We start from the raw sequence: 19,108 nt of genomic DNA on the forward strand, positions 1-19,108 counted from the left end.
ACATATGATAAGCAAACAATTGTTGAGCAGGGGCATGGCAGTCGTTGTCATGACCAGCGTGACCTCTTTGGTCTGGGCACAATCCTTCACCGGATCGATTGTTTCGGCTGATTCAGGATTGCCGATCGGGGGCGCGAGTATCAGCGTAAAGAATCAGAAGGTTTCAACGAGCAGCGATGAATCGGGCAAGTTTTCTATTGCAGCCAGCACAGGGACGGTATTGACCATTACTTACGTAGGGTACAAAACGGAGGAAGTTAAAATTACGGGTCCCAATATGGTGATCCGCCTACAGCCGCAAGCTTCCGATCTCGAAGAGGTGGTGGTCATTGGCTACGGTGTACAAAAGAAAAAACTGAATACAGGTGCCAATTTGAAGGTGGAGGGTGAAGAACTGCAGAAACGCAATCAATTGAACCCGCTGCAGTCGCTTCAGGGACAGGCACCGGGCGTATCCATTACATCAACTTCCGGTCAGCCGGGAGCAGATATGAAGGTCGTCGTCCGCGGGCTGGGAACAATCGGTAATTCGGGCCCCTTGTACGTCATCGACGGCGTTCCGGGAGGGGATATTTCGGTCTTGAATGCGGCCGATATCCAATCTATCGACGTACTGAAAGACGCAGCTTCGGCCGCCATCTATGGTTCGCAGGCTGCCAATGGGGTTATCCTGGTCTCCACCAAAATGGGGACTGCGGGCAAAAATGTGCTGTCATTTGATGGCTATACGGGCATTCAGAACGTTTCGCGTAAAGCAAAATTGCTGGATGCAGATCAGTACAAGCTGATCATGAATGAGCAATCGCTGAATTCGGGGGCCGCGCTGATTGATTTTAACGGCATGGACGGTCTGGCCAATACCAATTGGATGGATTACATGTTTAAGGATAATGCAAAAATGGACAATTACAATGTTGCCCTGACCGGCGGCAATGAAAAATCCACCTACGCCTTATCGATGAACTATATTGGTCAGGAGGGGATTGTCGGTGGTAAAGACGTTTCCAACTATCAGCGTTATGGTTTCCGTACGAATTCGGAACATAAACTCTTTGATAATTTTGTGAAAATAGGTCAGCACCTCAACTTTAACTACATCAAAAATCGAGGCATCAGTGTGGGCAATCAGTACAGCAATACGCTGCGTGGTGCGTTTGCCACTTCGCCTTTGTCACCGGTGTATTCAGACAACGGTTTGTACGGAAGTCCTTTCAATGATACCTCCAATTCACCTTGGTACAATGGGGACAGCAATCCATATGGGGTGATGATGACCAATTCGAACAACGCCAATGATGGCCAAAAATTATTGGCCGATATCTTTGCGGAAATCGAACCGATCAAAGGCCTAAAGGTCCGCTCATTGCTGGGATTCAACTATTATGCTTCAGAGTACAGAAGTTTTACGCCCTTATACCGCTTCTCCATCTACACCTACAACCAAGATCATACAACAACCTCACAGAACATGAGCAAAGGTCATACGCTGACCTGGACAAATACCGCTTCCTATGACTTTGATATCCATACGGATCATCGTTTTTCGGCCATGGTCGGTATGGAATCGCTACGTTACCAGGGAACTTACCTTTCTGGGTCCAACTGGAATCTACTTTCGCAGTTCAATGATTTTGCACATGCTTACCTGGACAATACCACAGGCCAGGCGCACCTGGATGAAAAAGGAAACGTCGTCGAAACGCGTACGGTGTCTGGAAAGCCTGAGAACATCACCCGTAGAGTCTCGTACTTTGGACGGCTGGGTTACAATTATAAGGAAAAGTATCTGTTGAATGCGACATTGCGTGCAGATGGATCCTCTAAATTTTCGCGCAGCAACCGCTGGGGATATTTCCCTTCGGTGTCGGCAGGCTGGGTAATTTCTTCGGAAGAGTTTTTTAAAGAACATTTAGCGGCTGTAAACTTCTTTAAACTCCGTGCTTCATGGGGGCAAGTGGGTAATCAGGATATCGCTGATTTTCAATATGCGGCACCCATCAGTACCTCAACAGGCATTACATCGTCCAACCCCGGCGCACATTATGTTTTTGGAACGAGCAACAATAATATCGCTGGGGCCTATCCGAGCCGCTTGTCCAATCCGAATCTGACCTGGGAAACTTCCGAACAGACCAATATCGGATTTGATGCCAAATTTGCGAACAGCCGTCTTGATGTTGTTGCCGACTTTTATGTCAAAAAGACGAAAAACTGGCTGGTTACAGCGCCTGTTTTGGCGACAACTGGAACGTTGCCCCCTTTTATCAATGGCGGTGACGTGAAGAATACAGGGGTGGAACTGGGACTAAATTGGGCGGATAAGATCAATGAAGTCAAGTATCGTCTTGGGGTAAATGGTGCCTATAACAAAAATAAGGTGGGACAGATACCAACTGAAGATGGTATTATCCACGGACAGACAGCCATGTTATACGATAACTCGGAAGAATTTTACCGCGCCGCAAACGGCCTACCCATTGGCTACTTCTGGGGGTATAAAACAGACGGTCTATTCCAGAACCAAGCCGAGATCGACGCCTGGAAAACCGCTGGAAAAGGTATCCTTCAAGCGGATGTAAAACCGGGCGATGTGAAATATGTAGATCAGAATAACGATGGTATTATCAATGCCTCGGATAAGACAAATTTGGGCGTGGGCATGCCTAATTTTACCTATGGATTTAATATTGGACTGGATTATAAGGGATTTGATTTCTCGGTGAATGCCTATGGTTCCCTTGGAAACAAAATTGTACAGTCTTACCGCAATCATGCCAATAAACAAGCAAACTATACCACACGAATATTAGACCGATGGACCGGAGAAGGTACTTCCAGTACGATCCCCCGTGTTACGGAAACTAATGTCAATTGGCAGTTTTCAGACCTTTATATTCAGGATGGAGACTTTCTTCGGATCAGCAATGTGACCTTAGGTTATGATCTGTCGAAGCTGATCAAATGGAAGTATGCTAATCAGATCCGCTTCTACGTACAAGGTCAAAATCTGTTCACGTTCACCAAATATGATGGGATGGATCCCGAGATCGGCTATGGAACAGATGGTTGGGTATCGGGTATCGACCTCGGTTACTATCCAAGACCAAGGACTGTATTATTTGGCCTAAATGTTAAATTCTAAACACAAGAAATCATGAAAAAAACGAGCTATATCTATCATTCCATGTTATTTGGATCCTTAATCTTAGGATCATGTTCATCCAGTTTTTTGGATGTCGAACCGATGACAAGCGTTTTGGAAAGCAATTTTTATAAAACCGTAGCCGATGCTGACATGGCTCTGGTCGGCTGTTATGATGGTTATCAACGGACGACCTCCAATGGGAGCCAGTCTTTCTATCTGACAGCAGAGGTGGCCGCCGACAATTGTTTTGGCGGAACAGGTACAACAGACGGTCGCTCATTTCAGGCAATAGACCGTTTTGATATTGCGCAGTCCCAATCGGACAATAATATCTTTGATGGTACCTGGTCTGATTACTACGCGGGAATTTTTCGCTGCAATACCCTTTTGGGAAAATTGGACGGTACTGATTTTTCAGGCAACACAACAGCGCGGGCACGTATCGAAGGGGAAACGAAATTCCTGCGGGCCACCATGTACTTTGATCTCGTCCGTCTATTCGAAAACATCCCTTTGCTAACGAGCCCGACCAATGAGAATATTCCACAGTCGGACCCCAAAGCGATTTATCAACTGATTGTTTCAGACCTTAAATTTGCGGCCGCCAATATCCCAGCAACAGCTTATCCCAAGTCAGCTGCGGCAACCAATGATGGTCGGGCAACTCCATTTGCTGCCAAAGCGCTACTGGCCCGTGTTTATCTATTTTATGCAGGCTATTATGGCAGTGAAGATATCGGTGTCTCCAAGGCCGAAGCCCTGGCGGGACTGGAAGAAGTGATCAGCAGCGGCCAGTTTGCGCTGGTGGCAGATTTCAAAAATCTGTGGCCGGCAGCGAGTTATATCCCCAATGCAAGCAATAATACGCTAGATATTTCCAAATATGCCGGTAAGGGAAATGCTGAGGTTGTATTTGCACAGAAATTCAACAATACATCGAACTACAACGGTTATGTTGATGGCAACCGCTGGGTCGTCTTTCTGGGCTTGCGTGGTAAAAATTGGTCGCCTTATGGCCAAGGATGGGGGGCATGTACGGTAAGCAAAAAGTTCTTCAATGAGTTTGACAACATGGATACACGCAAAACTGCCTCAATTATTGATATCGATGGCGAGAATATCACGGGATTTGACCTGAAAGACCAGCGTGAGTATACAGGTTACACCATCAAAAAATACGCCCCCACGGCATTGCCGGACGGCACCACCAATACAGGCGGGGATAAGGATATGCAACTGTCCCAGGACCAGGATTACTTTGTCATCCGCTACGCTGATGTCTTGCTTATGGCGGCAGAACTCGGTTCCGCAAACGCACAGAAATACTTTGACGAGGTAAGGAAAAGAGCGTATAAGACCAATTTTGTGCCGCTAGCAGTTTCAAAAAACAATATTCTGAAGGAAAGAAAATTTGAATTTGCGTTTGAAGGTATCCGCTATTGGGATGTATTGCGGCAGGGGCTGAATAACGCAGCCGCTACACTGGAAACAACCGAAGATGTGCTCAGTGGATCTGTGCCGGAGAAGGTCACTGTGACTAAAGAGCGTTTTTTGACAACGAAAGGATTTATGCAAATACCCAACAAGCAGATTACCTTATCCAATGGTGTACTGAAACAAAATGCTGGATGGAACTAAACACAGGTATACCAGGACTTACTATTGGTTGAATTATAACTAGACAAACATGAAAAAGATATTCACATATGCCATCTGCTTTTTTGCGGCGATGGTACTCTTTGGAGCTTGTTCTCCCGAGAATTATACGCTGGGAGAAATTGATGTCACTTCGGCGCAGTTGGAGAAGGGAAAGGCCTTTACCGTTGAACATGACGCCAGTAATCCCAATATTGTGTATTTAACCAGCTTGATGGATTCAAAATACACCCCATTGTGGGAGCATCCACAAGGACGGAGTCAGGAGAAAAAGGTAACCCTGAAAATGCCTTTTCCCGGTGAGTACACCGTTAAATTTGGTGTCGAGACGCGTGGTGGCATCGTCTACGGCGATCCAGTGACATTTAAAATCGATCAGATGTATGCCGAGTTTATCAGTGACGAGACCTGGACCTTATTGACGGGCGGGGCAGGGGAAGAGAAAACATGGTACCTCGATCTGGATGCTGAGGGCATTTCCCGCTACTTTAAAGGTCCAATGTATTTTTACGGCACCGGTGACTGGTGGGGAAGCATCAATAAAACAGCCGCGCCTTTAAATAGCGATAGCTGGAGCTGGGAACCCGATTGGAAAGGCAATAGCTGGCTTATGCCTGCCGGTGATTATGGAAGTATGACTTTTGATCTGAAAGGCGGTGCAAACATCAACGTGAATCATGCTATGCTGGGGAAAGTTCAGAAGGGGACTTTTAATATCGATACCGAAAAGAAAACCATCCGTATGACCGGGGCTTCGCCTTTACATGGAAAGCCACAAGATGGGATCGTTGTAGACTGGGGCGATGTCCGTATTATGTCACTGACCGAGAATACGATGCAACTGGCGGTATTGCGGGATCCCGTGCTTTCGAACGACGGAGCAGCTATGCTGACCTTCAATTTTATCAGCAAGGCCTACAAGGAGAGTTTGACCGAAAATGCCTCGGATACCAATAAGACTAAATAAGCCTATGTTGAAGCGACTATTTCACACCGGATATAGCCGAATGATGATCCTGCTCTTCCTGTTAGTGGTGATTGCGGGCTCCTTAAGTGGACAGTCCAGAAAGGTTATTGATTTTAATGGGGGCTGGTGGTTTAAACTGGAAAGCAGCCAGCAATATAGCAATGGACGAAAAGGAGAGGGCTGGCGAAAGCTCGATCTACCACATGACTGGAGTATCGAAATGCCATTTAGAGAAAACAGCCCCGCAGGTAGCGGGGCTGCTTACCTCGATGGTGGCGTAGGTTGGTATCAAAAAACGTTTAAGTTGGCTCAGGCTGAGCAAGGGCAACAGATATTTATTGCATTCGAAGGTGTATACGAAAACAGTGAAGTCTGGATCAATGGGCATTTCTTAGGAAAAAGACCCAATGGTTATATCGGATTTGAATATGAGCTTTCCCCTTATTTATACTGGGATGGTAGGGAAAACCTGCTTTCAGTAAAAGTAAACAATAAGAATCAGCCCAACTCGCGTTTCTATTCGGGGTCGGGGATCTATCGGGATGTCAAATTAATCAGCCGGAATCCAGTCAGCGTAGGAACGAACAGCACCTTCATAAGAGCTGGGCAGCTCAGTGAGAAACGTGCTGTCGTGGATCTCTCCCTGGAAATTGAGCATAACCTTGAGGAACCAAAAAAGATTACGCTACTGACAGCGGTTCTTTCGGCTCAAGGTGCTGTTGTCGCAAGCAAACGTACCACGTTGAGCGCTGTCAAAGCAGGTCAGCACTCCATCGCTCAGCAGATAGTCCTCGAAAATCCCGTCTTATGGGATATTGAAAATCCCTATCAATATACGGCAAAAATTAAACTTATTGTTGATGGTCGGGTTGTGGATGAACAGCTTACGAAATTTGGCTTACGCAATTTTAGCTTCGATCAGCAACAGGGCTTTATACTGAATGGGCGGCAGCTTAAAATCCGGGGTGTCTGTTTACATAGTGATCTCGGCGCTTTGGGCATGGCATTCAATACGTCGGCAGCATTACGTCAGCTCCGCATCATGAAAGCAATGGGGGTCAATGGGATACGCACCTCACACAACCCTACGGCTCCAGCGTTTTTGGACCTTTGCGACAGCTTGGGTTTTGTCGTGATGAGCGAAACTTTCGATGTCTGGAAAGGGTATAAAAATCCCTATGACTATCATTTATATTGGGACGAATGGTACAAGCGGGACTTTGTTGACCATGTCAAAAGGGACCGGAATCATCCGTCGCTGTTTATCTGGTGCCTGGGCAATGAAGCGCAGGAGCAATGGCATTCCAAAGCTGATGGTACAGCCATTCCGATCGCGCTGGCCGCAATCGTCGATAGTCTGGATGGCACACGTCCGACCACCATTGCCAATAATGAGCTCTCCAAAGCAAATCCGGTGCTGATGAGTTCGGCGGTAGATCTGATTGGCTACAACTATAACCATAAGAAATGGGCAAGCTTCCCACAGGACCATCCCGGAAAGAAGTTTATCGTAACGGAAAGCACCTCGGCGTTGGAAAGCCGCGGAACGTATGATTTGGTCCCTTATGATTCTAGTCGCATGTGGCCTGAACGATGGGATATTCCTTTTTCTGGCGGGAATGAAGACAGGAACATATCGGCTTACGACAATGTATTCACACCATGGGGTTCAAATCATCAGACAAGCTTGAGGTTGATGGAAAGGTATGACCATATTGCTGGGATGTATGTATGGACGGGATTTGATTATCTTGGCGAACCCACACCGTATACCTGGCCGGCACGAAGTTCGTACTTTGGTATTGTGGATCTAGCTGGGTTTCCGAAAGATGTCTACTATCTGTATCAAAGCGTATGGACAGAAAAGCCGGTCTTACATGTATTGCCTCATTGGAATTGGATGCAAGGTGACCGGGTAGATATCGTCGTGTATTTTAATCAGGCTGACCGGGTGGAGCTTTATCTGAACGGTAAAAAGATAGGGGAGCAGTCCAAAGCCCCAGACCGGTACGACCTTGTATTTAAGGCCGTTGAATTTGAACCAGGGGAGATTGAAGTTATATCATTTCAAGGTGGCAAGAAACTGTTAAGTAAAACGATTCGTACAGCAGGGAGAGCGCATCGTATACAATTGTCTGCAGAAAACGTGACTTTCAATTCGGCAAACAAAGAACTTGCCTTTGTGCATGCCTATATCGTGGACGAGTTTGGTACGATTGTTCCTGATGCAGACGATAAAATCGAATTTGAGGTGGAGGGAGATGCTGCAAAAATTGTGGCGACAGACAATGGCAATACGACGGATCTGACAAGCTTCCAATCAGCTTCACGCAATGCTTTTCATGGTAAAGCCTTGGCGATTGTCACGAGTAAAAACAAAGGTAAAATACGGGTAAGGGCAAAAAGTGAAGGACTAATTTCGGGGGTTATTCAACTTGAAGCCAATTAGTTCTTGGCTCTGGTCTGCGCTGGATTTGCATGTTTTTTTACTAATACGAACAAGGTCTTACCATGGTAGGACCTTGCCTTTTTGTTGTATCGTGTGTTATCCGCAATCTGTTAAAAACTTCGTTTCTCCATTATTATCATTAATATCGATAAAAAGACTGTGGTAAGTACGATATATCCTGAAAAAGGAAATAATTTGATAAATCTTCGTGAAGATATTTATATTTGATCAGAAACCATTATTAGCACATGATACCTGTATCGCCGACAAAATAAGGAAATTTACAAGGTATTATTAAGTATTTTGTCCTTGGACCTAAAGTAAAAATAGCATGAAAGAAAAAGAATCATGAAAGAAAAAGAATTAAGCGAACTATCGGATCAAGAATTATTAAAAAAACGGAAAGATTTACTGATCTTCAAAAGATTCTATTTAATATGAACCGTATTGTGTCTGGAGTCTTCGCGATCATTTTAAAAACTGTCCACATGAAAATAAAAACACTAAATCTAATGCTAATATTGATGTTTTTGAATACGCTTTTATATGCTCAAAAAAATCAAATTTCATACGAATTCGAAGAAAGAATTAAAACAGAAATAGAAAATCCATCTTCACAGTATTTCTATCCTAATTTATTAAATAAAATAACAACTGAACCTGAAAAAATATCAAGTGAAGAAATTAAATTTTTGTACTACGGTCAAATATATAAAAAAGGAAGTGGGCTCGCTTTTTTAGACAATCCAAACGAGGATAATTTCAGAAAAGCGGTTATAAAAAATAACTGTTCTAAAATATTGAAATTGGGCTACTCAAATTTGGCGAAAAATCCTGTAGAACTCTCCACATTAATTCCTGTCTGTGGTTGTCAACAAAAAAAGGGGACAACAGATAACAATTATTTAGGTGCAAGATTAAAAATGGTTTTAGAAACAATTTTTGAGACTGGAGACGGAAAAACGAAAGAAACTGCTATAAAAATAGCAAATGTCGAAGACGATTTGTGGGTAAATGGAATTTTAGGATTTAAGGGAGATAAAGAATCGTTTGAAACTTCAAATGGTAGAATTTTTAGTGTCTGGGAAAATGGAAAGGAGAAAATTTACTTTGAAGACAGTTGGAACTATAAGTATAACTAATTCAAGAAAACTAGCGCTAACGTTGAATTGGCAAAAGGGCGCTGAATTACTTTGATTGAGTATATTTGATAATTGGCGGTAATTCAGACCGGTCATACAAAACGGTGAAACATTATGGACAATTTTAAAACCGACCCCCCGAATGAGAAATAAGATATTGACACTATTACTTTTACTAACAATCTTCACAGTCTACGGACAAAAGAAAATGGAACAGACATTCTTCACTTGGGACGATTTTGTTAAGGGATATAGCAAAGAAATAGTTTCTGCCGAAGACGTTTTTACTAATATGGTCAAGAGTGGTCTTAAAGACAACTGCATGACAAAAATGGATTTTACTTTTATCTCAGACAAAAAAGAGAACTTACAAAAACTTGGAGAATTTATCAAGGTACATTATCCCTATACCGTTCTAGAAGTTAAAAAATACGAAAAACTCTGGGAATTAAACGGTGAGACCAATGAAATTCCAATGACAGCCGACAACTTACTTTTTTGGGGTTTGGATATGTATAAAAGAGGTTTTGAATTTGACGCAAAACTTGACGCTTATGGTGGACCATTTGACCCGAAGGAACAAAAATTTCCAGTCATTGACACAACAAATGCGGACTATTATTTTGACAAAGGTTTAGCATGTTATAACAATGGAGATTTAAGCGGCGCAATATTTAATTGGAACTTTGCAATCCAAATTGACCCAACAGACCCAAATGCTTACTATTCAAGAGCTATCGTGAAAAACGAGCTGTACATCTGGAAATCGGCACTTAAAGACTACGACAAAGCATTAGAAATTGCACCAAAATTTGTAAGTGCTTTAATAAATCGTGGTGGACTTAAAGACCAAAATGGAGATTATCAGGGTGCAATTGCTGACTACGAAACAATTTTGAAACTTGACAAACTGGGGCAGGAGGCAAAACAACAAGCATACTTCAATTTAGGAAACACGTATTTCAATTTAAGAGACAAAAGGAGAGCTTGCGAAAATTGGAATAGAGCACTTGACAACGGAGCAGAATATGCAAAAGAACGAATTAATGAATACTGCAAATAGAAAAACAACCCATAGCAAGGTATTGCCAAAGATGGGGTTGAAAGGTGTAGATAGGGCGTTTATACATGATTTAGCGTTCGTCCTTTGATTGAATTTTAGAGCTAAAATCACTGCCTTCGGCAATATATCCAAACTGTTAGCGGTCATTGTTACAGATACTGGCATAGAACGAAAATTATGAAAACAAGACAACCAGACAATACAGCAGTACGAACAGCTTTGTGGAGAGCGTTACACGTTTTGATAGACGAAAAACCTTATGTGATTGACGACAAAATTGGATATAACTTAATCAAACCCGAGGCAGAATGGCAAGAACGCCCTGATATGAAATATACCGAACGACTTCGTGCTTCTATTGTTGCTCGTGCGCGATTTGTTGAAGATGTTGCAAAAACTGAAATTGAGAACGGAATAAAACAATATGTTGTGCTTGGTGCAGGATTGGACAGTTTTGCTCAAAGAAATGCCGAAATTAGTTCGCAGGTTGACATTTATGAGATTGACCAATCCGATACCTTGATTTGGAAAGAGGAGAAATTAATTGAAAATGCTTATAAAATTCCCGACAATTTACATTTCGTTCCTGTGGACTTCGAAACTACGTCGTGGTGGACTGGGCTTTTAAAAAAAGGTTTTGATACGAACAAGAAAGCCGTTGTTTCTTGCACAGGCGTCACACTTTACTTGACAAAAAAAGCAATTACAGACACATTGAAAAAAATGACTTTGCTTGCTTCGGGTTCGACGATTGCAATAGCATTTTATTTACCGTTGGAGCAACTTGATGAAGAAGATAAACCAATGCAAGAAATAGCAATGAAAGGTGCAGCAGCTTCGGGAACGCCATTTGTAAGTTTTTTCAGTGTTGAAGACATTGTAAAACTTGCAGGCGAAATAGGTTTGAAAGAAATCCAAACCGTTTCAACAAAAGATATGATAGAAAAATATTTCAAGGGCAGAACAGACAATCTTGTTCCCGCAAGTGGCGAATTCTTCTTGGTTGCAAAAACATAATAAAAACTAACAGTCATATAGACTGCTGGCAGTTGCGGATCATTCTTCGCTGCGTGTAGGGCATATTGGGGGGTATAACGGGGAATATTATTGTGTTCGAAGAAGAATAATTGCGGGAGGAGTACCCTCCTGCAGTTATTAATAAAAAGTAAATGAGCTCAATAAGCCAGATCTTGAGATCCAGAGAGACTAATCCTATTGAAGGAATGCACCGTCAGATCCGAAAAATAAGGAAGTCTAAAGGTGCATTCAGTTCTGAGCAGGCTCTTATGAAGCTGATGTTTCTTATAATAAAGGACATCTCTAAAAAGTGGACAATGCCAGTGCATAACTGCGGCTTGACCATATCCCAACTTTACATTAAATTTGGGGATAGGCTCAAACTTGATAGAGGCTTTTAGATTTTGGTTAATTATCCAATGACACAGTTCAGTTTACACTCCCGCAACAAGAAATTAGGGTAAATAATACTTTTCTCATGTTAAACAACAAGATAGCAAAAATTTATACTAGTTATTCCAGATGTATTTTTTATTATAATCAATAACTTTAGCTTTTTGTTAACTCATATTTATGTCATAAACAGGCGAATATGATGTTGAATCATCTTTTTCCAAAGTATGCTTTATCTTTGCAGTATTGTTTGAAGATGAGATATGAAAAAGTAAAAAAGCTAGGTTGCTCTGGTTAATTGTGCTAATTATTTGTCTTTTGCAACTGTTTTTTAAGTTCTTCTCCGGAACTTGGTCTTTTTGCATCATTAGTAATCAGTGTTCCTTGTTTATCAACTATTGCATAAATGGGTATACCTCTAAATTGTTTTTTGTTGTCGAATAAAAGTAGGTTTTCCAAATCCGTTGCAAATTGATTAGGTTTTCCGTCCGGAGCCTGGTATGTTACAAAATATCCTTTGATGTTCTCGGTTTTTAGAATTTCTATCGCTTTATCTGTCTGTCCAAAATTGTCGATACTAATATAAAGTTTGACTATATTTTCCTTAGCGAAAAACTTATCAAGTCCTTTAGAAATTTTAAGTTCCTGAATACATGGTTTGCACCATGAGGCCATGATATCTATATAAATAACCTTCCCTTTAAACTGCTTAATCAAATCACTAAACGATGAGGGATGCTCCAAAATGGTGAGTGTATCTTCAGGTTTCGTAAAGTCTGTCTGTCCATGTAGCTTTCCTAGTATTAACATGAAGAGGAATAAGGAAGTTAGATATTTTTTCATTGTAGTAGTGCCAATAATTTTATTTTTCATTTTTTCTAATTTAATTGATTTACCTAATTATTCTCTTTGCTGTATATATCCTTTCAACAGCGTATATTTAAAAAACTTTATTATCTAATATATTTTTGTTGTCCTCCTTTCATAATTTAACTGTACTTCTTTGGTTTTGTTGACGCAAAACCTATTTTTTAACCCGCTTCAAAAGAAGGAATCTTATACTTAATCACCAAAAAAACGGTTGAATGAATTCTTTCTCAATTCTTTTTTGTTTGTTTCTGAAAAGTTGTACTTTAAAATAAAGAATACAGTCTATCCATAATAAAAATATAATAATGGGGGGCCTTTAAGGAGGTTATGAATTTAGATTATAAAGAGTTAAAAATCTGTCTTGGAATAATTCTACTATTCATTGGGATAGGTCAGGGAATGTGGGTTTACAATATGTATGAAACATATGAATCTCAGTTGTCAATTGGTGTAAACAGGTCTGTTGAAGAAGCAGTTCTAAAAGAAGTTTCTGAAAGGCACGAGAGTCTTGGTGGCACCATTGTTTCTGTTCCGTTTGTTAATAATACAGATACTACCAGATATATTACCAAAACAGTAAGGGCAGAAGATACCACTTTTCAGGTGACCATCGATAGACAGGATCCAAATTCTGAAAAAAAATTATTTCAATTTTTGTTAAAGGACATTTTACCTTTAAGCACAGAACGTCTTGACCAATTGTTTAAAGATGAACTGAAATTGCGAAAATTACCTGTTTCAGATTCCTACGTCGAATTACTGGATCTAAAAACTAATAAGATTTTGGGTAAATCCATGCCAAAGAGAGTTGGCAATAAGGAGTTTGTGTCCTCAGATTTGCTTTCGATAGATATCATGAATTCAATGGGAGTGAGAGGATATGTTTTTAGCAATGTCTTAGCAATTCTGAACATGATGGCCTTTCAATTGTTTCTTTCCCTGGGATTGATTGCTGTGTGTTGTTTTTTCCTCTTTGCTATCGTGAAAAGTCTTTTTTGGAAGGAAAGAATGGAAGAAATGAGACAGGATACAATAAGTGCAATGACCCATGAATTTAAGCGGCCAATTTCAAGTGCAGTAGCTCATGCCTCATTAATACCTCATTTTATCAGAAAGCTGGAGAATCATAAAGTATTAGAGTATTCTGATAATATACTCATAGAATTGAATAAGCTGAACTTATACATCGACAGGGTTCAAAAATTATCCAATAATAGCAGGGAAAGAATTGATCTTACTAAAGAAAGTATTGAAATAGAGGAGTTTTTCCGGCAATTGATACAACATAATTATAGTACCAAAGAAAAACAAGTCACCATTGAGCTCGAAATAAGGAACTGTCACCCGTACCTGTATGTTGATTTTTTGCATTTTTCCAATGTAATTGATAATATCATAGAAAATTCAATTAAGTATTCGAAAGATCACGTTAACATATCTATTGTGGTCTATGGAAATCAAAAGGGTATAAATATCAGTATATCCGATAACGGATTTGGAATTTCTGATAAGGATATTCCGAATATTTTCAATAAGTATTATAGAAGTAAAAATAGTATTGTTCAGAAAAAAGTTGGATTTGGCCTTGGGCTGACTTATGTCAAAACCTTGGTTGAGGCTCATCAGGGAATGGTTATTGTCAATAGTGTTTTAGGTAAAGGAACAGAATTTTGTATTATTTTTCCAATTAAAGATGAAAGTAAAGAAGATACTGATTATTGAAGATGATAGTAATTTAGCAATTCCTCTTAAAGATTTTTTTGAGAATCATGGATTGTCGGTGGAGGTAGCTTGCTCAGGAGAAGATGGACTGTTGCTTTTTGCAAAAGAGAATCCGGATATTGTATTGTTGGATGTGATATTGCCAAATATGGATGGATTTTCAGTAATTTCGGAGATTAGAGTTAAGAATTCCCATGTTCCTATCATTATGATTACTGGTACCGAATTTAGCGAAGAAAATCAAACCACGTTTTATACCTCAATAGAATGGAAATATTAGAACAAATATTAAAAGATAAAAATAATCGCAGTAGCCTAATCAAACAGTTCCAGGAACTAATATGGAACGATGAAAATGCAAATGAAATACTTTCAGAACTGGCTTACGATTTAGATTTTTATGAACCTAATGAAGAATGGCGAAAAAAAGAACCTAGTTATTATGGTGATGATAGATTGGAAGAAGAAATAAAATCAGCAATACAAAAATTACAAGAGCAAAGCCCGCAATAGCGGGCTTTTTCATTTATTAAAGGCTTTCTTAGTCTTATTGTTCTGGATAACGTTATCAATGAGGAAAAACAGGTATTGCTTAGTGACTTCGTCCAGTTTTTCAATATCCTCGATACGTTTTAATAAATCCTTGTCCAGGGTAGCTAGTTCACCCTTTCCGATAATGTAATCTACGCTTACATTAAACACCTTCGCCAGTTTTAATATATGCCTATGACGCGACAGGTGGAAAGCTGAGTAAATATTTTACGGTTGGTACTACTACAACCAATACTTATTATGCCGGAGGGGCTGAATATTCTTCAATAGGAACGGGAGCAAAAAGTCTGAAGCTGTTCCAATTTTCCGATGGAGAAGTGAGACCCAATGGAGCCGCATTTGATTATCTATATCATGTTAAAAATCAAACGGAGAGTCCATTGATGACGCTTGCTGTGAATGCTGCAACAAATGCTCATACGATGTCCCAGATCAATAACTATTATGCATTCGGTAATGCAGCTCCTTATGTTGAAGGTAATTTGGTTTCGGGAACAAAATATAATTATCTTTATGGAGAGAAGGAGATACAGGATGAAACGGGGTTGTATGATCATCACGCACGGATGTATGACCCTGCGATAGGCAAATGGAATATACCGGGCCCCTTAAGTGAATATTTTTCGAACAAGAGTCCTTATAATTATTCGAGTAATAATCCAATTAATTTTAGCGAACCAACCGGTTTGGAGTATTCTGATAATATACTCATTGAATTGAATAAGCTGAACTTATACATCGACAGGGTTCAAAAATTATCCAATAATAGCAGGGAAAGAATTGATCTTACTAAAGAAAGTATTGAAATAGAGGAGTTTTTCCGGCAATTGATACAACATAATTATAGTACCAAAGAAAAACAAGTCACCATTGAGCTCAAAATAAGGAACTGTTACCCGTACCTGTATGTTGATTTTTTGCATTTTTCCAATGTAATTGATAATATCATAGAAAATTCAATTAAGTATTCGAAAGATCACGTTAACATATCTATTGTGGTCTATGAAAATCAAAAGGGTATAAATATCAGTATATCCGATAACGGATTTGGAATTTCTGATAAGGATATTCCGAATATTTTCAATAAGTATTATAGAAGTAAAAATAGTATTGTTCAGAAAAAAGTTGGATTTGGCCTTGGGCTGACTTATGTCAAAACCTTGGTTGAGGCTCATCAGGGAATGGTTATTGTCAATAGTGTTTTAGGTAAAGGAACAGAATTTTGTATTATTTTTCCAATTAAAGATGAAAGTAAAGAAGGTACTGATTATTGAAGATGATAGTAATTTAGCAATTCCTCTTAAAGATTTTTTTGAGAATCATGGATTGTCGGTGGAGGTAGCTTGCTCAGGAGAAGATGGACTGTTGCTTTTTGCAAAAGAGAATCCGGATATTGTATTGTTGGATGTGATATTACCAAATATGGATGGATTTTCAGTAATTTCGGAGATTAGAGTTAAGAATTCCCATGTTCCTATCATTATGATGACTGGTACTGAATTTAGCGAAGAAAATCAAATCCGAGGGTATCAATTAGGTACGATAAATTATATGAAGAAACCTGTTATCCCTTATGCAATATTATCGTTAATCCAAAATCTATTGCTAATCCCTAGCGATGTCAGAAAATTTAATATTGGTACTAATTCAATCACTATTCAGGGGCAACTTGTAACCATAGGTGATTTAAGTTACGATGTTAGAGAGAAAGATTCGAAAGTGCTTTTGTTTCTATTGGAGCGAATTGGCCAGATAGTCAACCGTTCGATTATTTTGAATCATATTTGGTATGATGATCATCCTGATAAGAACAATCTGTTAGATAGCTCAATATTACGATTGAGAAAATTAGTCAAGGAAATTCCTGGAATGAAAATAAAGTCAATATATGGTTTTGGATATATGATAACTACAGAAAATGTAACATAAATGAGGCGAGTAAGATAAAACAGAAATTTAAAAAAAGCCAACTTACGCGTTAATTACTACAAAATTAAATCCTGTAAATAAGTTAATCATCAGTAAGTTGGCTTGTTCTATTTTACCTGTTTACTTTCCAATACAAAACTTGGAAAAGATATTATCCAATAAATCGTCTGTAGAAACGCTTCCCGTGATTTCACCAAGATGATATAAGGCTTGGCGTATATCCATCGCTAGGAAATCGGAAGTGACCGGATTGTCAATACCATAGATTACGCGTTCAAGTGAATCTGCTGTTTTTTGTAGCGCTTCTACGTGACGGATGTTGGTGACCATGACGTCGTCGGTATTTAAATTTCCTAAATGTACACGATTGATCAATTCGTCTTTCAGTTCCTCGACACCGATTTGTTCTTTCGCTGAAATGTAAAGTGGATTAAGAACATTGTAAACCTCTTTTTGCGCCTCAGAAAGCAAATCTGATTTATTGATAATGGTGACAAATGGAATTTGTAGGCGCTCGATTTCAGGTAATTGCGCTTGTACTTCTTCGACTTTGTCCTGTGTAGGGTCAAATAGGTAAATGATCAATCGCGCCTGTTTCATCTTTTCACGGGTACGCTCAACACCTTTTGCTTCAATAACATCTGCCGTCTCACGTATACCTGCTGTGTCAATAAATCGGAATGTGACGCCATGAATATTAATTTCATCTTCAATGGTATCGCGTGTTGTTCCTGCAATATCGGAAACAATGGCACGTTCTTCATTTAAGAAAGCATTCAATAGCGTTGATTTTCCTACATTTGGTTTTCCGGCAATGACAACAGGAACACCATTTTTTAGGACGTTACCCTGTTCAAAAGATTGCACTAATTTTTGAACAATAACCTGTATTTTGTTGATTAGATTTTTTAGCTGATCCCTGTTGGCAAATTCCACATCTTCTTCTGAAAAATCAAGCTCTAATTCAATCAGTGAAGCAAAGTGAATGAGATCTTCACGAAGGGATTTAAGCTGATTGGAAAAGCCGCCACGCATCTGCTGCATCGCCACTTGATGTGAGGCTGCAGAATTGGATGCAATTAAATCGGCAACTGCTTCTGCTTGGGATAAATCCATTCCGCCATTGAGAAATGCACGTAAGGTAAATTCTCCCGGACGGGCAGCGCGTGCTCCTTTTTTGATGAGTAAATTTACAACGCGCTCAATAATATATTTGGAGTTATGCGTTGATATTTCCACCGAATTTTCTCTCGTATAGGAGTTCGGGGCTACAAATAAGGAGACCAATACCTCGTCAATGATCTCTTCACCATCGCGTATGGTTCCGAAATGGATGGTATGTGATGCTTGTTGAAGTAGGTTCTTTCCTTTAAATATTTCGTTCGTAATTTTTATGGCGTTCTGGCCCGAAACACGTATGACAGCAATAGCGCCATTTGTTCCGGAAGATGTCGCTAATGCAACAATGGTATCTTCAGTGATATATCCTGTATTTGACATGGTACAAAGATACGTTAAATTGAAGTAATGGATTCTATATATTGCGGCACAAATTAAATTCGTCGCGATCGATTAAACCTTTGTTCAAACATTGAAGTCATACCCATAGAAACGCTTGTAAAAAAGAATGGAACACAGGCGGAGTGGAATTGATTTTTAAATTTAAATTATACTGTTATGAGAAAGATGATATACTTCGCGTTGGCAATTGGAGGACTGGTTTTAATCGCTCCTCAACAATCTTCGGCTCAGCATCGTGGACATGAACGTGAATGGAAACAGGACAAAGAGCGTAGAAAATATGAAGAGAAAAGGGATAAGGAATATCGAAAATATTTAGAAAAACGCGAAAAAGAAGACCGTAAGTATCATAAAGAAGTAGCTAAGTCATACCGAAAGGCATACCGTCATAGAGCACCGGCCTGGGCAAGCGCACATCGTTACGATAGTAGACACCATGTATACTTTAGAGATTACAAAACATTCTACGATCCTTACAGAGGAGGTTACGTGTATATGCGCAATGGTCGTTGGAATTTTTCATCAAACGTGCCTTCATTTATGCTGAATGTCAACTTGGGAGCAGCCAATATCCGGATTGTAAAAGATGTTGCAATTAGCAGACATCCGGAAGATTTTTACAACGACTACCGTTGGGATTAGAAAGAATTTATCTTGTTGTTTGAATAAAAAAGCCTCACTC

Annotated in this window: 17 protein-coding genes; 14 read left to right on the top strand and 3 right to left on the bottom strand. The window is 39.9% G+C overall.

Annotated features, from left to right (window positions below):
• Window positions 1–4: 4 nt before the first annotated feature.
• The 8 genes from ACLCDV_RS10035 to ACLCDV_RS10070 all read left to right on the top strand — a co-directional run bounded on the left by ACLCDV_RS10035 (window position 5) and on the right by ACLCDV_RS10070 (window position 11,840).
• The gene (locus tag ACLCDV_RS10035) at window positions 5–3,142 is read left to right on the top strand and encodes a SusC/RagA family TonB-linked outer membrane protein (RefSeq protein WP_411973577.1); all 3,138 of its coding nucleotides are present in this window, start codon (window positions 5–7) and stop codon (window positions 3,140–3,142) included.
• A 12-nt stretch (window positions 3,143–3,154) separates the two neighbouring features.
• Window positions 3,155–4,783 carry a RagB/SusD family nutrient uptake outer membrane protein gene (locus tag ACLCDV_RS10040; RefSeq protein ID WP_294350255.1) on the top strand — a complete coding sequence of 543 codons (1,629 nt, stop codon included), beginning with the start codon at window positions 3,155–3,157 and terminating at the stop codon, window positions 4,781–4,783.
• A 49-nt stretch (window positions 4,784–4,832) separates the two neighbouring features.
• Complete coding sequence (locus tag ACLCDV_RS10045; RefSeq protein ID WP_294350254.1) at window positions 4,833–5,768, top strand: hypothetical protein; 936 nt, start codon at window positions 4,833–4,835, stop codon at window positions 5,766–5,768.
• Window positions 5,769–5,772: 4 nt separating this feature from the next.
• Window positions 5,773–8,217 (top strand): glycoside hydrolase family 2 TIM barrel-domain containing protein, encoded by a 2,445-nt coding sequence (locus ACLCDV_RS10050; RefSeq protein WP_411973578.1) that lies wholly within the window; start codon window positions 5,773–5,775, stop codon window positions 8,215–8,217.
• 488 nt (window positions 8,218–8,705) lie between these two features.
• Window positions 8,706–9,359, top strand: coding sequence for a DUF4919 domain-containing protein (locus ACLCDV_RS10055; protein ID WP_411973579.1), 654 nt, complete (start codon window positions 8,706–8,708; stop codon window positions 9,357–9,359).
• Between the two features lie 142 nt (window positions 9,360–9,501).
• Entirely contained in the window at window positions 9,502–10,422 is a 921-nt protein-coding gene (locus ACLCDV_RS10060) for a tetratricopeptide repeat protein (RefSeq protein WP_411973580.1), read from the top strand.
• 177 nt (window positions 10,423–10,599) lie between these two features.
• The gene (locus ACLCDV_RS10065; RefSeq protein ID WP_411973581.1) at window positions 10,600–11,439 is read left to right on the top strand and encodes a class I SAM-dependent methyltransferase; all 840 of its coding nucleotides are present in this window, start codon (window positions 10,600–10,602) and stop codon (window positions 11,437–11,439) included.
• 152 nt (window positions 11,440–11,591) lie between these two features.
• The gene (locus ACLCDV_RS10070; protein ID WP_411567682.1) at window positions 11,592–11,840 is read left to right on the top strand and encodes a transposase; all 249 of its coding nucleotides are present in this window, start codon (window positions 11,592–11,594) and stop codon (window positions 11,838–11,840) included.
• 295 nt (window positions 11,841–12,135) lie between these two features.
• Here ACLCDV_RS10070 and ACLCDV_RS10075 read toward each other — a convergent pair whose 3' ends face one another.
• Complete coding sequence (locus ACLCDV_RS10075) at window positions 12,136–12,705, bottom strand: TlpA family protein disulfide reductase (protein ID WP_411973582.1); 570 nt, start codon at window positions 12,703–12,705, stop codon at window positions 12,136–12,138.
• 324 nt (window positions 12,706–13,029) lie between these two features.
• Between ACLCDV_RS10075 and ACLCDV_RS10080 the strand changes: the two genes are divergently transcribed.
• From ACLCDV_RS10080 to ACLCDV_RS10090, 3 genes are read left to right on the top strand one after another with little or no spacing between them, the layout of a single operon-like run.
• On the top strand, window positions 13,030–14,424 hold the full coding sequence (locus ACLCDV_RS10080) for a sensor histidine kinase (protein ID WP_411973583.1): 1,395 nt from the start codon (window positions 13,030–13,032) through the stop codon (window positions 14,422–14,424).
• A complete protein-coding gene (locus tag ACLCDV_RS10085) occupies window positions 14,396–14,704 on the top strand; it encodes a response regulator transcription factor (RefSeq protein WP_411973584.1) in 309 nt (102 codons plus the stop codon). Before ACLCDV_RS10080 ends, ACLCDV_RS10085 begins: the two co-directional genes overlap by 29 nt.
• Window positions 14,692–14,937 carry a hypothetical protein gene (locus ACLCDV_RS10090; RefSeq protein ID WP_411973585.1) on the top strand — a complete coding sequence of 82 codons (246 nt, stop codon included), beginning with the start codon at window positions 14,692–14,694 and terminating at the stop codon, window positions 14,935–14,937. The genes ACLCDV_RS10085 and ACLCDV_RS10090 overlap by 13 nt, the downstream gene beginning before the upstream one ends.
• 9 nt (window positions 14,938–14,946) lie before the next feature.
• Here ACLCDV_RS10090 and ACLCDV_RS10095 read toward each other — a convergent pair whose 3' ends face one another.
• Window positions 14,947–15,126: a hypothetical protein gene (locus ACLCDV_RS10095; RefSeq protein WP_411973586.1), complete on the bottom strand. Its 180-nt coding sequence runs from the start codon at window positions 15,124–15,126 to the stop codon at window positions 14,947–14,949.
• 167 nt (window positions 15,127–15,293) lie between these two features.
• Between ACLCDV_RS10095 and ACLCDV_RS10100 the strand changes: the two genes are divergently transcribed.
• Window positions 15,294–16,250: an ATP-binding protein gene (locus ACLCDV_RS10100; RefSeq protein ID WP_411973587.1), complete on the top strand. Its 957-nt coding sequence runs from the start codon at window positions 15,294–15,296 to the stop codon at window positions 16,248–16,250.
• Window positions 16,222–16,905, top strand: coding sequence for a response regulator transcription factor (locus tag ACLCDV_RS10105; protein ID WP_411973588.1), 684 nt, complete (start codon window positions 16,222–16,224; stop codon window positions 16,903–16,905). Before ACLCDV_RS10100 ends, ACLCDV_RS10105 begins: the two co-directional genes overlap by 29 nt.
• A 120-nt stretch (window positions 16,906–17,025) precedes the next feature.
• Here ACLCDV_RS10105 and mnmE read toward each other — a convergent pair whose 3' ends face one another.
• Window positions 17,026–18,405 carry a tRNA uridine-5-carboxymethylaminomethyl(34) synthesis GTPase MnmE gene (gene mnmE / locus ACLCDV_RS10110; RefSeq protein WP_120334635.1) on the bottom strand — a complete coding sequence of 460 codons (1,380 nt, stop codon included), beginning with the start codon at window positions 18,403–18,405 and terminating at the stop codon, window positions 17,026–17,028.
• 177 nt (window positions 18,406–18,582) lie between these two features.
• Here mnmE and ACLCDV_RS10115 point away from each other — a divergent pair, with 177 nt between their 5' ends.
• Window positions 18,583–19,068 (top strand): hypothetical protein, encoded by a 486-nt coding sequence (locus tag ACLCDV_RS10115; protein ID WP_317667232.1) that lies wholly within the window; start codon window positions 18,583–18,585, stop codon window positions 19,066–19,068.
• Window positions 19,069–19,108: the final 40 nt, after the last annotated feature.

It is taken from the genome of Sphingobacterium sp. Lzh-3 (assembly GCF_046764375.1).
In the GTDB taxonomy this organism is placed as follows: domain Bacteria; phylum Bacteroidota; class Bacteroidia; order Sphingobacteriales; family Sphingobacteriaceae; genus Sphingobacterium.

Coding starts and splice junctions, on each gene's coding strand:
- ACLCDV_RS10080 (WP_411973583.1), top strand. CDS start 13,030: ATGAATTTAGATTATAAAGAGTTAAAAATCTGTCTTGGAATAATTCTA.
- ACLCDV_RS10035 (WP_411973577.1), top strand. CDS start 5: ATGATAAGCAAACAATTGTTGAGCAGGGGCATGGCAGTCGTTGTCATG.
- ACLCDV_RS10065 (WP_411973581.1), top strand. CDS start 10,600: ATGAAAACAAGACAACCAGACAATACAGCAGTACGAACAGCTTTGTGG.
- ACLCDV_RS10070 (WP_411567682.1), top strand. CDS start 11,592: ATGAGCTCAATAAGCCAGATCTTGAGATCCAGAGAGACTAATCCTATT.
- ACLCDV_RS10090 (WP_411973585.1), top strand. CDS start 14,692: ATGGAAATATTAGAACAAATATTAAAAGATAAAAATAATCGCAGTAGC.
- ACLCDV_RS10085 (WP_411973584.1), top strand. CDS start 14,396: ATGAAAGTAAAGAAGATACTGATTATTGAAGATGATAGTAATTTAGCA.
- ACLCDV_RS10075 (WP_411973582.1), bottom strand. CDS start 12,705: ATGAAAAATAAAATTATTGGCACTACTACAATGAAAAAATATCTAACT.
- ACLCDV_RS10105 (WP_411973588.1), top strand. CDS start 16,222: ATGAAAGTAAAGAAGGTACTGATTATTGAAGATGATAGTAATTTAGCA.
- ACLCDV_RS10045 (WP_294350254.1), top strand. CDS start 4,833: ATGAAAAAGATATTCACATATGCCATCTGCTTTTTTGCGGCGATGGTA.
- ACLCDV_RS10115 (WP_317667232.1), top strand. CDS start 18,583: ATGAGAAAGATGATATACTTCGCGTTGGCAATTGGAGGACTGGTTTTA.
- ACLCDV_RS10055 (WP_411973579.1), top strand. CDS start 8,706: ATGAAAATAAAAACACTAAATCTAATGCTAATATTGATGTTTTTGAAT.
- mnmE (WP_120334635.1), bottom strand. CDS start 18,405: ATGTCAAATACAGGATATATCACTGAAGATACCATTGTTGCATTAGCG.
- ACLCDV_RS10050 (WP_411973578.1), top strand. CDS start 5,773: ATGTTGAAGCGACTATTTCACACCGGATATAGCCGAATGATGATCCTG.
- ACLCDV_RS10060 (WP_411973580.1), top strand. CDS start 9,502: ATGAGAAATAAGATATTGACACTATTACTTTTACTAACAATCTTCACA.
- ACLCDV_RS10040 (WP_294350255.1), top strand. CDS start 3,155: ATGAAAAAAACGAGCTATATCTATCATTCCATGTTATTTGGATCCTTA.